General features: G+C 70.8%; 13 protein-coding genes. 5 read left to right on the top strand and 8 right to left on the bottom strand.

Annotation, left to right across the window (positions count from 1 at the left end):
* Together FL344_RS36450 and FL344_RS36445 are read right to left on the bottom strand one after the other, a co-directional pair.
* The coding region (locus FL344_RS36450) for a ComEC/Rec2 family competence protein (protein ID WP_141621749.1) at positions 1 to 456 on the bottom strand (456 nt) is incomplete at its 3' end.
* The gene (locus FL344_RS36445) at positions 453 to 1,649 is read right to left on the bottom strand and encodes a ComEC/Rec2 family competence protein (protein ID WP_141621750.1); all 1,197 of its coding nucleotides are present in this window, start codon (positions 1,647 to 1,649) and stop codon (positions 453 to 455) included. The genes FL344_RS36450 and FL344_RS36445, both read right to left, overlap by 4 nt.
* A gap of 113 nt (positions 1,650 to 1,762) precedes the next feature.
* Here FL344_RS36445 and deoC point away from each other — a divergent pair, with 113 nt between their 5' ends.
* The 4 genes from deoC to FL344_RS36425 all read left to right on the top strand — a co-directional run bounded on the left by deoC (position 1,763) and on the right by FL344_RS36425 (position 5,491).
* Entirely contained in the window at positions 1,763 to 2,584 is an 822-nt protein-coding gene (gene deoC, locus FL344_RS36440; protein WP_141621748.1) for a deoxyribose-phosphate aldolase, read from the top strand.
* Between the two features lie 15 nt (positions 2,585 to 2,599).
* Positions 2,600 to 2,992, top strand: coding sequence for a TraR/DksA family transcriptional regulator (locus tag FL344_RS36435; RefSeq protein ID WP_090490279.1), 393 nt, complete (start codon positions 2,600 to 2,602; stop codon positions 2,990 to 2,992).
* 64 nt (positions 2,993 to 3,056) lie between these two features.
* A complete protein-coding gene (locus FL344_RS36430; RefSeq protein WP_141621747.1) occupies positions 3,057 to 4,784 on the top strand; it encodes a phospho-sugar mutase in 1,728 nt (575 codons plus the stop codon).
* A gap of 65 nt (positions 4,785 to 4,849) precedes the next feature.
* Positions 4,850 to 5,491, top strand: a complete 642-nt coding sequence (locus FL344_RS36425) for a hypothetical protein (protein WP_228558485.1) — start codon at positions 4,850 to 4,852, stop codon at positions 5,489 to 5,491.
* On the opposite strand, the gene FL344_RS36420 is transcribed toward FL344_RS36425, so the two are convergent.
* From FL344_RS36420 to FL344_RS36400, 5 genes are all read right to left on the bottom strand, one after another.
* Positions 5,492 to 6,661, bottom strand: coding sequence for a sensor histidine kinase (locus FL344_RS36420; RefSeq protein ID WP_141593684.1), 1,170 nt, complete (start codon positions 6,659 to 6,661; stop codon positions 5,492 to 5,494).
* A gap of 351 nt (positions 6,662 to 7,012) precedes the next feature.
* Positions 7,013 to 7,942, bottom strand: a complete 930-nt coding sequence (locus FL344_RS36415) for an ABC transporter permease (RefSeq protein WP_090490275.1) — start codon at positions 7,940 to 7,942, stop codon at positions 7,013 to 7,015.
* Positions 7,935 to 9,050 (bottom strand): ABC transporter permease, encoded by a 1,116-nt coding sequence (locus tag FL344_RS36410; protein WP_090490274.1) that lies wholly within the window; start codon positions 9,048 to 9,050, stop codon positions 7,935 to 7,937. Before FL344_RS36410 ends, FL344_RS36415 begins: the two co-directional genes overlap by 8 nt.
* Positions 9,043 to 10,518, bottom strand: coding sequence for an ABC transporter ATP-binding protein (locus tag FL344_RS36405; protein WP_228565625.1), 1,476 nt, complete (start codon positions 10,516 to 10,518; stop codon positions 9,043 to 9,045). Before FL344_RS36405 ends, FL344_RS36410 begins: the two co-directional genes overlap by 8 nt.
* Positions 10,519 to 10,562: 44 nt before the next feature.
* A complete protein-coding gene (locus FL344_RS36400) occupies positions 10,563 to 11,753 on the bottom strand; it encodes a BMP family protein (RefSeq protein WP_141621745.1) in 1,191 nt (396 codons plus the stop codon).
* A gap of 74 nt (positions 11,754 to 11,827) precedes the next feature.
* Between FL344_RS36400 and FL344_RS36395 the strand changes: the two genes are divergently transcribed.
* Positions 11,828 to 13,132, top strand: coding sequence for a thymidine phosphorylase (locus FL344_RS36395; RefSeq protein WP_141621744.1), 1,305 nt, complete (start codon positions 11,828 to 11,830; stop codon positions 13,130 to 13,132).
* 69 nt (positions 13,133 to 13,201) lie between these two features.
* Here the strand turns inward: FL344_RS36395 and FL344_RS36390 are convergent, their stop codons facing one another.
* Complete coding sequence (locus tag FL344_RS36390) at positions 13,202 to 14,011, bottom strand: DUF4328 domain-containing protein (RefSeq protein WP_141593689.1); 810 nt, start codon at positions 14,009 to 14,011, stop codon at positions 13,202 to 13,204.
* Between the last annotated feature and the right edge of the window lie 61 nt (positions 14,012 to 14,072).

Here is a 14,072-nt window from a genome sequence, read left to right as displayed (position 1 = left end):
GATGAACTCCACGCCCTGGCTTGCCACGGCGCCGAGCAGGGCGTCATAGGCCTTGGGCGTGGCGCCCAGCTGCGGCTCCAGCAGTTGCCTGGCGCCCACGCGCTTCAGCACCGGCTCCAGCGCGCCATGGTGGTCCGAATGCGGGTGGGTGAGCACCACCAGGTCCAGCCGCTGCGTGAGCAGCTCGGGCAGCCGGTTGACCAGGTGCTCCGCCGCGGAAGCGGGGCCCGTGTCCACCAGCGCGGTGTACCCGTCCGGCGACACGATGAGCGCGGCGTCGCCCTGGCCCACGTCGAAGAAGTAGACGTGGAGCTTCCCGTCCGGAGTGCCACCGAAGTAGCGCCGTGGGGGCTCCGCCGGTCGCGTGGCGACCGGCTGCGGGGGAGGTGGCGGCGATTCCTTGCAGGCGGCCAGTGCCAGCAGGATGGGGAGGAGGACGCGCGGGCGGAAGCTCATGGGTGGCAGTCCTCGGCGGGGCGGCGCTCGCGCATGGCTTCGGCGCGGCTCGAATAGGCGGTGCGGTCCGACTTGGAGCGCTTCAGGGTCCGGCAGCTCTCTTTGTGAAACACCTTGCTGCCCTTGAGGCTGAAGTATCGGGGCGCGTCCGTGTCGCGTTGCGTGGAGTCGGTGCTAGGGGCCTCCGCTGGGGCGGACGCGCCGCCGCGCCCACGGGGCGTGCTGGTCCGGCGCGTTCCCCGGGTGATGGGCCCGAGCGCGACCGAGCCGGGCTTCACGCCTCCGGGGACCAGCTCCGACGCCCCTCCGCGCTTCTCCGCGCGCAGGGAGACGACGTTGCCGTCGCTGGTCGCCACCACCTCGCCGTCCTGGTCGGTGCGGAACACGGTGGCCTTCACCGCGCGCAGCCGCTCCAGCACCGCGGAGGTGGGGTGGCCGTAGTCGTTCTTCGCGCCCACGGAGATGACGGCGGCTTGGGGCTTCACCGCCGCCAGGAAGTCCGCGGTGGACGAGTGCCGCCCGCCGTGGTGGGCCACCTTCAGCACGGTGGAGGCGAGGTCGATGGGCTTGCGCAGCAGCGTGGCCTCGGTGTCCGGCTCGGCGTCGCCGGTGAAGAGGAACGCCGTCTTGCCGTAGGTCAGCTTGGCGACGATGGAGTTGGAGTTCGGGTCCGAGCGGGTGCCCGTGAGGAAGGGGTCTTCCGGCACGCGAGGCCACAGTACGGTGAGTGCCGCGCCATCCCCCAGGCCAATGGTGACCAGGGAGCGCGGGTCCTGGGGATTGGGAACGGGCGTCATCACCTGGCCCACTTCGTCGCCCACGACGTTGAGCAGGTCGCGGTACGCCTCGCTCGGGTGGTCGAACCCCGGGTCCATGAAGCGCCGGGCCCCCACCGAGCGCAGCGCGGTGGACATGCCTCCCAGGTGGTCCAAGTGGGGGTGCGTGAGGATGGCGAGGTCCAGCGGCTCCTTCACCAGCTCCCGCAGCCGCTGCTCCAGGCGGTGCCGCGCGTCGGGCGGGCCGCTGTCGATGAGCACCGTCTTGCCGGTGGGGGAGATGATGAGCGCGGCGTCCCCCTGTCCCACGTCGAAGAAATGCACCGTGAGTGGCTGGCCGGCCGATTGGGCCAGGGCCTGGCCCGGAACCGAGGCGAGGAGAAGGACGAGGAGTGCGAGCCACCGGGCAAAGGACATCACGAGGCGGACTCTACCGCTCCGTCCCCCCCCTGGCACCCAGGGGCGCTGATGATGCGCGCTTCTCCCGCGAGCGCTTCCCGAGGGCCTGGAAGTGGGCTAAGGGGCCGGGCATGTCCGACTCCGAAGACCTCTTCCATTTCGTCGAGGACATTGCCAACCAGGCGCGCCGCCGGCTCGAGGCGTGGAAGGAGGGGCAGACGCCCGGGGTCCGTGCTCCCGCGTCGGGCCCGTCCACCGCCCGGGTGGCCATGGAGACGGTGCGCTCCCACGCGGACCTGGCGCCGTACATCGACCACACGCTGCTCAAGCCCGAGGCTCGCGCAGAGGACGTGGTGAAGTTGGCCGAGGAGGCCCGCCAGTACGGCTTCGCCACCGTCTGCGTGAACAGTACGCACGTGGCCACCGCCGCGCGGGTGCTGGCCGGCACGTCCACGGTGCCCATTGCCGTGGTGGGCTTCCCGCTGGGCGCCTCGCTGCCGTCCGCCAAGGCCTTCGAGGCCCGGGAGTCCATCCGCGCCGGGGCGCGGGAAATCGACATGGTGCTGAACGTCGGCGCGCTCAAGGCGCACGACTACGCGCTGGTGCACCAGGACATCGCCGCCGTCGTGGAGGCCAGCCGGCCCGTGCCGGTGAAGGTCATCCTGGAGACGGCCCTGCTGACGGACGAGGAGAAGGTCATCGCCTGCTCGCTCTCCAAGGCCGCGGGCGCCGCCTTCGTGAAGACGTCCACGGGCTTCGGTCCGGGCGGGGCCACCGAGGCGGACGTGGCGCTGATGCGCCGGGTGGTGGGCGACACGGTGGGCGTGAAGGCGTCAGGCGGCATCCGCTCCGCCGAGGACGCGATGAAGATGCTGCGCGCGGGGGCCAACCGTCTGGGTGCGTCCGCGTCGGTGGCCATCGTCTCCGGGCAGACCTCCTCTTCGAAGTACTGACCTGGGGCGGGCACCGTGAACGCGAAACAGCGAGACGAGCTCAAGGCGCTGCTGCTCGCGCTCCACTCGGAGCTGACGGAGAAGACGCCGTCGAGAATCGAGCCCAACCGCACCGATGACGCGCGCATCGGCGGCGACGAGGACGAGCAGCCGCTCAATGAGATGATGCAGGCCATCGCCTCCAACCGGAACCGGAACATGGATGGCGTGCTGGCCCGCGTGCTCAAGGCGCTGGGCAAGCTGCGCGATGACCCGGACGCGTTCGGTGAGTGCGAGGAGTGCGGTGACGAGATTCCGCTCGGCCGGCTGCGCGCCATGCCCTACGCGGAGTTCTGCGTGACGTGCCAGGGCAACAAGGACGGCCCCAAGGGCCGCGCCACCCGCAGCAAGCTGACCGACTACACCTGAACAACCGGCGCGCGAGCCCCGTGCCTCGCGCGCCCTCAACGGCTACACGAGGCTTCGAGGGCTCATGGACACCACCGGACTGAAGGAGCGGGCGGAGGCGTGGCGTCAGGCGGACCCGGACCCGTCCACCGCGGCGGAGCTGGCGGCGCTGCTGGCGAAGGCGGACTGGGCCGAGCTGGAGGACCGCTTCTCGCAGGACCTGGAGTTCGGCACCGCGGGCCTGCGCGGCGTGCTGGGCGCCGGTCCCAACCGGATGAACCGCGCCGTCATCCGCCGCACCACCGCGGGCCTGGCGCGCTACCTCAAGGAGCAGGTGCCGGACGTCGCCACCCGGGGCGTGGTGGTGGGCCGCGACGCGCGCAACCTGAGCGCGGAGCTGGCCGAGGACACCGCCGCGGTGCTCGCCGCCGAGGGCATCCCCGCCCATGTCTTCCCGGAGCCGGTGCCCACGCCGCTGGTGGCCTTCGCCGCGCTGCACCTCAACGCCGCCGCGGCCGTCATGGTGACGGCCAGCCACAACCCGCCCGAGTACAACGGCTACAAGGTCTATTGGGGCAACGGCGCGCAAATCATCCCGCCGCATGACACGGGCATCGCCTCCGCCATCGCCCGGGTGGAGCCCGCCAACCGCGTGCCGCTGCTGACGCCGGCCGATGCGCGCGCCAAGGGCCTGTGGCGGGATTTGCCCGCGGCCATCGGTGACGCCTACGTGCGCGCCATCCTGGGGCTGCGCGTGGTGGGCAAGGGCTCCGAGTCGCTGTCCATCGTCTACACCGCCATGCACGGCGTGGGCGGCGACTGGGCCGTGCGTGCCCTGCGCGAGGCGGGCTTCCCGCGCGTCACGCCCGTGGCCGAGCAGCAGCAGCCGGATGGCCGCTTCCCCACCGTGCGCTTCCCCAACCCGGAGGAGCCGGGCGCCATGGACCTGGCCACCGCCACCGCCGAGCGCGTGAAGGCGGACGTGGTGCTGGCCAATGACCCGGACGCGGACCGGCTGGCCGTCATGGCGCGCGACGCGGACGGGTCGCTGCGGCTGCTGACGGGCAACGAGGTGGGCGTGCTGCTGGGCCACTACGTCCTCACCCAGGGGGCGAAGCAGGGGAAGCCGCACGTCGTCACCACCATCGTCTCCTCGGCGCAGTTGGGAGACATCGCGCGTTCGCTGGGCGCCGCGTGTGACGAGGTGCTCACCGGCTTCAAGTGGATTGCCAACCGCGCGCTGGAGCGCGAGCAGGCGGAGGGCACCCGCTTCGTCTTCGGTTACGAGGAGGCGCTGGGCTACACCGTGGGCACGGTGACGCGCGACAAGGACGGCGTGGGCTCGGCGCTCGTCATGGCGGACCTGGCGGCGTGGTGCCAGACGCGCGGCACCACGGTGCTGGGCTACCTGGAGGAGATTCAGCGCGCGCATGGCCTGTACGTGGGCGCGCAGCGCAACTTCACGTTCCCCGGCGCGGCGGGCGCGCAGGTCATCCGCGGCATCATGGACGCGTTCCGTGCCGCGCCTCCGAAGGACATTGGCGGCGACGCTGTCCGCGCGGTGAGTGACTACAAGAAGGGCGAGCGGGGCCTGCCTCCGTCCAACGTCGTCGCGCTCGAGTTGGAGAGCGGCGGCCGCGTCACGCTGCGCCCCTCCGGCACCGAGCCGAAAATCAAATACTACTTCGAGCTGAAGGAGACGCTCGCTGACGGTGAGCCCCTGGCTCAGGCCCGTGCGCGCGCCGAGTCCCGGCTGGCCCGCTTCATCGATGCTTTCCTCGGCCTCGCGCGTGAGCGCGGGCAGCCGGCATGAGTCTAGAGACGCAGCACCGCACCCACCGTCCGCCCTCCTCGGCGGCCCTCGCAGAAAGGTACCGTGTGAAGCGACTGCTCCCCGGAGTCCTCCTCGCTTGCTTCCTGGCCCTCCCGGCCACCGCGCTGGCGCAACGCGGTCAGGGTTGGTCTGTCCTCGCCGGTGAAACGCTGGGAGGGGGCAACACCGCCTTCCATGGCCAGATTGGCTGGCCCGGCATCTCCCTGGGCCTGCTGCACGGTGGCTCGGATCGCTTCGACATCGGCGGCAAGTTCAGCTTCAACTGGGGCCGCGAGGGCTGGGTCCGCTACACGGACCCGGGCATCAAGCTCCAGGCGTGGATGCGGTTGCAGCTCGTCAAGGAGCGCAACTTCTCGCTGGCGCTCACGTTCCAGCCGGGCCCGTTCTTCTACTTCAACCGGCATGACACCGACGTGGGCCTGGCGCTGCCCCTGGGCCTGGTGGTGGGCATCCCCGCCGGCAGCGCCGTCATGGTGAACCTGGGCCTGGACATCCCCTTCCACGTCTACTTCGGCGAGGGAATCGGACCGGTGTTCCCCATCCTCGTGGGCGGCGGACTGGAGTACTTCGTCAACCGCCAGCTGGGCGTCACCTTCAACGTCCGGCTGGGGCCCGCCGTCATCCCGGACATCGACGACACCGAGTTCACGCTGGAAGCGCTCTTCGGCGTCGCCTACCGCTTCTAGCTACCAGGACGACGTCTGCTCGGGCAGCTCCACCGTGAAGGTGCTGCCCAGGTTGACGCGGCTGTGCACCGTCACCGCGCCGCCCATGGCTTCCACCAGGGTGCGCGCGACGGTGAGGCCCAGCCCGGCGCCCTTCTCGGGCGCCTTCGTCGTGTAGTAGGGCTCGAAGACGGCCTGCAGCTCGTCCTCGAAGATGCCGATGCCCGTGTCCTTCACGTACAGGCGCGGGCCGAAGTCCCCGAAGATGTCCGGAAGCTCCACGCCCACATGGATGCGACGCGGGCGGTCCGTCACGTCCTCCACCGCGTCCACCGCGTTGGCCAGCAGCTCCACCAGCACCTGCTCCAGCTGACGGCGGTTGAAGACGACGGCGATGGCCTCGTCCGGCAGCTGCACCTTCACCTCGGCGGTGCCGAGGCGGCCGGCGTCACGCATCCGCTCCACCACCGCGGGGACGAGGTCGCGCAGGTCGAAGCGCTGGATGTCCTTCGGATTGGTGGTGCCCAGCGACAGCAGGTGCTGGCCGTGCAGGCGCATCTGCTCGCCGGCCACGCCCAGCTTCTTGAGCTCGTCCGCGTCCGGCGGCAGGCCCTGTAGCGCGCGCATGCGAACGTGCTCCAGCGCCCGCTGGAGGCCTTCGCCCACGCGGCCCAGGTTCTGCGCCACGTCCGCGGCCAGCGTGCCCACGCGGGCCAGCCGCTCCATCTCCACCCAGCGGACGCGCGGGTCCTGCAGCGCTTCGGCGCGCTGGCCACCGCGCTCGCGGTGCGCCTTGAGCTCCAGCAGCGTGTGGATGCGGACCTTCAGCTCCAGCGGGTCCAGGGGCTCGGTGATGAGCAGGTCATCCACGCCCGCCTCGAGCACCTCGCGGCGCGTCTCCCGGTCCGCGCTGGGCGTCAACATGAGCACGGGGAGGGCCGGGCTTCCCAGCGCGTCCTGAAGGCGCCGGTACGTCGCGAGGCCGTCCGTGCCAGGACGCTCCACGTCGAGCAGCACCAGGTCCGCGGACTGATGGGCCGCCGCGGCCGCCGCAGCCGCCAGCCCGCTCGCGGTCAGCACGTCATAACCCGCCGGCGCGAGGATGGAGCACAGCCGCTCCATGCCGCCCGACTCCACGTCCACGGCCAGAACTCGGGGCCGATACGTCGCGGTCTCCGTCGTCTCCAGCATCACGCCACCCCTACATGGTGACCAGGTGAGCCTTCACCCGGGTGTTCCAGGCCGTCCTACGGACCCCTCTCGCCCTGGATGGAGCTCCCCCCGGGCGCCTGCGTCCAGTCCGGTACGTGATCCGATACCGCGCTGTGTCTATGCGAGGCTCATGCCGCGCTTCGTCCTGGCGCGTCGGAGCCGCCCATTGCACCACCAACGGTGGAAGCCCTGTAACGTCAGGGGGTTGAATCGTTGCGACACTGGAGAAAGTTAGCTCAACTGGAATCCGGCCAACGAAAGACGAGGTCGCTCCTGACCCGAAATCGATTTTCACCCGGGTATGGAATGACCTCGTTCGCGCGCGAAGTGTCAGCGCGACTCTTGCTCGTACGGCGTTCCGAGCGCGGCGGGGGCGCTGCTGCGCTGGCCCTGGAGGGTCAGCACCACCAAGGTGAGCAGATAGGGGAGGGCCAGGAGGACGCCCTGGGGGATCAGCTCGACCAGTCCGGGGGCGCTCGACACCAGGCCGATGCGCAGCGCGTTACCGAAGGCGAAGAAGGTGGCGGCGAGGAAGGCGCCCACGGGCGTCCACCGGCCGAACACCATGGCGGCCAGGGCCATGAAGCCCAGGCCCGCGGGGGTGTGCTGCTCGAAGCGGTCCAGCACGGCGGTGGACAGCACCGCGCCGCCCAGGCCCGCCAGCAACCCGCTGCCCAGCACCGCGCCCCAGCGCAGCCCCGGTACCGACAGGCCCAGCGTCGCCACGGCCTGGGGCTTGTCGCCCACCGCGCGCAGCCGCAGGCCCAGGGGCGTGCGGGTCAGCAGGCCCTGGAAGGCGAAGGGCAGCAGCAGCGCCAGGTACGTGGGGGCCGAGTGCCCGGACAGCGCGCCCAGCACCGGCACGGAGCCGAGCCCGGGGATGTTCCAGCGGGTGAGCTGCTGGATGGGCGGGGTGCCGTTGGGGCCGTAGAGCGACTCCAGCAGGAAGGTGCCGCCGGCCAGGGCCACCAGGTTGAGGGCGATGCCGGACACCACCTGGTCCGAGCGCCAGCGGATGCTCAGGAAGCCATGCACGCCGGCCAGGGCCGCGCCCGCGAGCATGCCCATGACGACGGCCAGGGGCGTGGGCATCGTCAGCGCCGCCACCGCCGCGCAGAAGGCGCCTACGCGCATCATCCCCTCCATGCCCACGGCAATCACGCCCGCGCGCTCGGAGAGCACCGCGCCCAGGGCGGCGAAGATGAGCGCTGGCGCCGCGTCCAGGGTGGAGAACAGCAGCGAGTGGAGGACATCAAGCACGGGGCACCTCCGCCGACGCCGCGGGCGCCACGTTCCGCCGGCGCAGCAGCGCCAGCCACACCATGCGCCCGGCGACGAAGAGCAGCGCGAGGCCCTGGATGAGCTCGGGGAAGCTCTTGTGCACGCCGAGCAGCTGCATGCGCGTTCCGCCCGCGCGCAGCACGCCGAAGAAGAGCGCGGACACGGTGGCGCCCAGCGGGTGGTTGTTGCCGATGAGCGCGATGGCGATGCCGTCGAACCCGTAGGGCGCGCCCAGTGTGCCGGGGTAGCGCCCCTCCGTCCCCAGCACCAGCACCGCGCCCGCCAGCCCCGCCATCGCCCCCGCGAGCGCCATGGCCAGGCCCATGCGCCGGGCCACGGGGATGCCCGCGGCGCGCGCGGCCTCGGCGCCCAGGCCCACCGCGCGCGTCTCGAAGCCGGAGCGCGTGCGCGTCAGCCACACCCACACCGCCAGCGCCGCGGCGAGCGCCAGCGGGAAGCCCAGGTTGAGCCGCGAGCCTTCTCCCAGCAGCCGGGGCAGCACCGCGGTGGCCTGGATTTCGGCGGTGCCGGTGATGGACTGGCCGCCTTCGGCCGCGCCGCGCAGCGGGCCCACCACCAGCCAGTTGTCCACCAGGCTCAGCGCCACCCAGTTGAGCATGATGGTGGAGATGACCTCGTGCACGCCCCGGTAGATGCGCAGCAGCCCGGCGATGCCCGCCCACGCCGCGCCCGCGAGCGCCGCGCCCAGCAGGGCCGCGGGCACGTGCAGCACGCCGGGCAGTGACACCTGGGCGCCTACCACCGCGGCGGCCAGCGCGCCCAGCAGCATCTGTCCCTGCGCGCCGATGTTGAACAGGCCCACCTTGAACGCCACCGCCACGGACAGGCCGGTGAGGGTGAGAATCGCGGCCTTCATCGCGGACTCGCCCAGCGGGCGGGTGATGACGGTGGCCGCGGCGCCGTCCAGGTACGCGGGCCAGTTGCCGATGCCACCCCACAGCATCTGCAGATAGGCGTCCGTCGCGGTGCCCGGCTCCATGGTGAGCGCGATGAGCGCCCAGCACACGCCCAGCGCCAGCAGCACGGAGAGCACCGACGGCAGCATCTGTCTCACGCGCTCAGGCATGGCCCGGCTCCGTGGTCCCCAGCATGCGCCGTCCCAGCTCGCGTTCATCGAACGCGTGACGGAGGAAGTGGCCCGTCACGCGGCCTTCGAAGAAGACATAGACGCGGTCCGACAGGGCCAGCACCTCTTCCAAATCGAGTGACACCAGCAGCACGCCCGTGCCCTGGTCGCGCGCCTCGCGCAGCTTCGCGTGGACCTGCGCCACCGCGCCCACGTCCAGCCCGCGCGTGGGCTGCACCACCACCAGCAACCGGGGCCGCGCATCCAGCTCGCGCGCTACCACCACCTTCTGCTGATTGCCCCCGGACAGGGCCCGCAGGGCGACCTCCGGGTCGGGAGGCCGCACGTCGTAGGCCACGGTCAGCTCGCGCGTGCGCTCGCGGCGGCCCTTGAAATCAATCCACGGGCCCTTCGCGAAGGGCGGCCGCGTGTGCCGGCCCAGGGCCACGTTCTCCTCCACGCTGAGCGCCTTCACCACCGCGCGGTGGAGCCGGTCCTCGGGGATGTGGCCCACGCCGCGCGTCCGCGCCTGGGCCGGCGTGAGGCCGCTCAAGGGGCCTCCCAGGAGCGCGCCGCTTCCAGACGTCAGCGGGCGCAGGCCGGTGAGGACCTCCGCCAGCTCGCGCTGCCCATTGCCGTCCACGCCCGCGATGCCGACGATTTCACCCGCGCGCACCTCCAGGTCCACGCCGCGCAGGGCAGGGCGCCCGTTGCCGCCAGTGGCGTGGAGCCCTCGTACGTCCAGCAGCGACTCACCGGGGGCCTGGGACACGGCCGGGGTGGAAGTGGCGGCCGGAGCGCGCTGTCCTTCACCCACCATGAGCGCGGCGAGCTGTTCGGCCGTGGTGTCGGCGGCGCGGACCTCCGCCACGCAGCGGCCCCGGCGCATGACGGCGATGCGGTCCGCCACGCCGAGCACCTCCTTCAGCTTGTGGCTGATGAGCACCACGGTGTGGCCCTGCGCGACCAGTCCGCGCATGACCCGGGCCAGCTCGTCGGACTCCTGCGGCGTGAGGACGGCGGTGGGCTCGTCGAGGATGAGCACCTGGGCGCCGCGGTGCAGCGCCTTGACGATCTCCACCTTCTGCTGCGAGCCCACGCTGAGCGTGTCCACCCGCGCCCGGGGCTCCAACTGGAAGCCGAAGCGGGCGCAGGTGGCGGACACCTCCTGCACCGCGCGCTCCAGGTCCAGCAGTCCGTTGCGGGTGGGCTCGCGGCCCAGCACCACGTTCTCCGCCACCGACAGCGTGGGCACGAGCATGAAGTGCTGGTGCACCATGCCAATGCCCCGCGCAATCGCGTCCCGGGGGCTCTTGAAGCGCACGGGCTGGCCGTCCAGCGACAGCACGCCCGCGTCCGGCTGGTAGAGCCCGTAGAGGACGTTCATCAGGCTGGACTTGCCCGCGCCATTCTCGCCCACCACGGCGAGCAGCTCGCCACGGCGCACGTCCAGCGACGCGTCCGCCAGCGAGACGCACGTGCCGAAGGCCTTGTGGATGTTCTGGAGGGAAATCAGGGGGCGGCAGCCTGGAAGGAGGCGAGGTCCGCCGGGACGGCAGGGACCTGGAGCGTCCCGGAGATGATGCGCTGACGCAGGGCCTCCACCTTCTGGAGCGCCTCCGCCTTGCCAGGGAAGTCCACCCGCACCTCCGCCATGCCCACGCCGTTCTCCTTGAGGCCGAGCACCTGCTCACCCGCGGAGAACGTGCCGTCCACCAGGTCCTTCGCCGCCTGATACACGGCCAGGTCGGAGTACTTCATCATCGACGTGAGGATGGCGTCCGGCGCCACGTGCGACTGGTCGGAGTCCACGCCAATGGCGTACACGCTCTTGCCCGCGGCGCGCGCTTCCTTCACCGCCTGGATGACACCGATGCCGTCCGCGCCCGCGGCGTGGAAGAGGACGTCCGCGCCCTTGGAGATGAGGTCCTGCGCCACCTGCTTGCCGGCGGCCATGTTGTTGAAGCTGCCCGTGTAGACGGACATGAGCGCCTGGGACGCCTGGGCGTTGGTCGTCTTCACGCCCGCGCGGTAGCCCACCTCGAAGCGCTGGATGAGGGGGACCTCGATGCCGCCCACGAAGCCCACCTTGTTCGTCTTCGTCACCAGCCCGGCCAGCGCGCCCACGAGGAAGCTGCCCTCCTGCTCCTTGAAGAGGACGGTGCGCACGTTGGGCAGCTTCATGGCCTTGCCCTGCGCGTCCAGCACCTGACTGTCGATGAGCAGGAACTGGGCCTTGGGGTTTTCCTGGGCGGAGGTGCGCACCGCGTTGGCCAGCATGTAGCCATTGCCCACGGTGAGCCGGGCGCCCTGGTCCACCAGGAGCTGGAGATTGGGGACGTAGTCCTCCTGGGCCTTGCTCTGCAGGACGATGGGCTGGATGGCCAGCGCCTTGAAACTGGCGGCGTCCGCGCTCAGGTGGGGCGGCAGGGACTGGCGGACCTCATCGGGGGTGGCGTCCACATACTTGCCACCCTCGTAGCGCTTGCCCGCGGCCCACAGCTCCAGGCCACGGAGCGCCGCGTCATTGAAGGAGTGGTCTCCGCGCCCGCCCACGTCGATGACGAGCCCCACGGGGAGGGCCTTCTTTTCCGTCTTCCCAGCGGCGGGGGGTTGGGCGCCGGAGGGGGGCGCTTCTTCCTTCTGCTTGGAACACGCGCACAGGAGGGCGGTGAGGGCAAGGACGTGGAGGCGGAGCATCATGAGGCGCCTATCTACCAGATGCCCGCCCTTTCCCGGAGTGCATGAAGGGGGGGTTCCTGCTATGGGCTCGCCTCGTGCAACCCTACGAACTCATCAAGGCCAAGCGGGATGGCGGCCGGCTGGAACCGGCGGACATCCGTGCGTTCATCGAGGCGTATACGGCGGGGACGGTGGCGGACTACCAGATGGCGGCCATGTGCATGGCCATCTTCTTCCGGGGCATGGACTCCCGGGAGCTGGGCGCCTGGGCCCGTGCGATGCTGGAGTCCGGTGAGGTCCTGGACCTGTCCGACACGCCGGGTGTGAAGGTGGACAAGCATTCGACGGGCGGAGTGGGCGACAAGGTCTCCCTCAGCCTGGCGCCGCTGGCCGCCGCGTGCGGAGTGCCGGTGCCCATGATTTCGGGCCGGGGCCTGGGGCACACGGGGGGGACGCTGGACAAGCTGGAGTCCATCCCCGGCTTCAACGTCAACCTGCCGACGTCGGAGTACCGGCGGCTGGTGCGCGAGGTGAACTGCTGCCTGATTGGCCAGACGGCGCAGGTGGCCCCGGCGGACAAGAAGCTCTATGCCCTGCGGGACGTGACGGCGACGGTGGACTGCATCCCGCTGATTGCGTCCTCCATCATGAGCAAGAAGCTGGCGGAGGGCATCGACGCGCTGGTGCTGGACGTGAAGGTGGGCAGTGGCGCCTTCATGAAGCGCGACGAGGACGCGCGCACGCTGGCGAAGACGATGATTGGCCTGGGCGCGGAGATGGGGAAGAAGGTCGTGGCCCTGCTCACCGACATGGACCAGCCGCTGGGCCGCAAGGTGGGCAACGCGCTGGAGGTCATCGAGGCGGTGGACATGCTCCGCGGCAACGCGCCGGAGGACTACACCGAGGTGACGTATGCCCTCACGGCGGAGATGCTGGTGCTGGGCAAGAAGGCCGCCACGGTGGAGGAGGCGCGCGAGAAGCTGCGCAAGGTGGTGGAGGACGGCAGCGCGGTGCGCAAGCTGAAGGAGATTGTCCAGGTGCAGGGCGGAGACCCGCGCTCCATCGACGACTACTCCCTGCTGCCCCAGGCGAAGGCCACCGTGGACGTGGTGGCGCCCCGGGACGGCTTCGTCACCGGCATCGACACGGAGGGCGTGGGCATGGCGGCGGTGGCGCTGGGCGCGGGCCGGCAGCGGACGGACAGCAAGATCGACCCGGCCGTGGGCTTCACGCTGCTGAAGAAGTCGGGCGAGTCCGTGAAGCAGGGCGAGCCCTTGGTGCGCGTGCATTACAACGACGCGGCCCCGTTGGAGAACGTGAAGGCGCGCCTCTTGGCCGCGTACCGGTTCGGCGACGTGGCCCCCGTGGCCCGGCCGCTCATCCGCGAGCGGGTGGAGTAGGGCGCCGAGCCGGGTGGTGACCTGGGAGCCCCCCGCCAATGCGGTGGCATGGCGTGGGGCTTCGTGTTTTCAGGCGCTGGTGCGCGCGTCCGCTCGGGCGATGATGGCGTCCAGGCCCGCGCGGCGGCTCACGAGCATCGACTCGATGTCCTTGATGACGCGGATGCAGAGCACCGCCGCCAGGACATTGAGGGCCTCCGCGATCATCCCGGCGATGAGCAGGACGGGGATGATCTTCGGGATGCTCTCAATCATGTTGAACATCGACGCGCTGGCGTTGCTCGTTCCATTGCTGATGAGCCAGGCGGCCCACCACCCCAGCAGCAGGACCTTCCGGGCAGGGGCGCCCCCCAGGTTCAGCCACAGGTCGCGCATGACCGCATACGGCTTGACCAGGTTGTAGATGGGGATGAACCAGACCACCATGGCCCAGCGGGGCTCCTCGGTACTGACGCCGGTGGCCCGGGCGACTTTCACGCTCAGGTACTGCCACCGGAGGAAGCTGATGGCGGTGACGATGCTCACGATGGAGCTGGCCAGGACGAGCTGGGCATTCAGGGCGTCGAAGGTCTCCGCGTTCTCCTGCGAGGGCGTGAAGCCGTCCTCCAGGCCCAGATAGAGCCAGACATGGAGAAGCCCCGTGAGCGCGGCCACCGCGACGCCGGTGTAGAGGCCACCCAGCGTCCACTTCGCCCGGCCTGTCGTGTGAGGCAGCGACTGGAGCTGCCTCGCATGACATGGGACGCAGACGCCCACCTGCGGTTGGGCGCATTGCTTACAGAGGAATCGGCCGCACCGCTCACACGTCCCCGTGGACGGTTCGCCATCATGGTCAGGGCAGATGGGGGCTGTTTCAGGAACGGCGGATTGGGTCAGCATGGGCTCGACAAGACACGGGTGGGCCGCCGCGCACGCAACGCGCGTTGGGACGGGTGGGGGG

This window comes from Myxococcus sp. AB036A (assembly GCF_006547355.1).
GTDB lineage: Bacteria > Myxococcota > Myxococcia > Myxococcales > Myxococcaceae > Myxococcus > Myxococcus virescens.
This window is presented reverse-complemented; position numbering and strand designations above follow the sequence as displayed.